Annotated in this window: 1 protein-coding gene; it reads right to left on the reverse strand. The window is 39.2% G+C overall.

The features are described from left to right. Window positions 1-300: hypothetical protein (locus ACYVRA_RS09080; RefSeq protein WP_461252382.1), on the reverse strand; the 300-nt coding region annotated here is incomplete at its 3' end. Window positions 301-439: the final 139 nt, after the last annotated feature.

Below are 439 nucleotides of genomic sequence, written 5' to 3' on the forward strand. Positions count from 1 at the left end.
CATCGCAAGCGCCCTTCCTTCAAAAGTAACAACTTTTGTTTTAGTAAATCCCAAATTTTGTGTCAAATCACCGGAACAGGCTCCAAGGAATTCCGCGTCCCCTTCCAGTGAAAATTCTATCAATTCTTCATTGGTGCAAAGAATTCCGTTTTTTTCGGTAACGTTAATTTCTATATGCGCGATTTCACCGGCTTTAAGATTAGCGTTATCAGTAATAAGTTTTATATTTTGCGCCTTGTCCGCCGTCTTTAAAATATATGTGCAAGCCTCTTTGCCGTTGTTGATTCTCTTTACTTCAATATTACCTTGCGCGGATTGAAAAGTCTACTCCACAATTCCGCTTTTCAAATCAATTTTCTTTCTGCGCCCCATTTTCTTACCATTGATCCACAGTTACATTTCATCGACGGTTGTAAAAATCGCGCTCATTACGGTACTT

It is taken from the genome of Treponema sp. R8-4-B8, assembly GCF_054786175.1.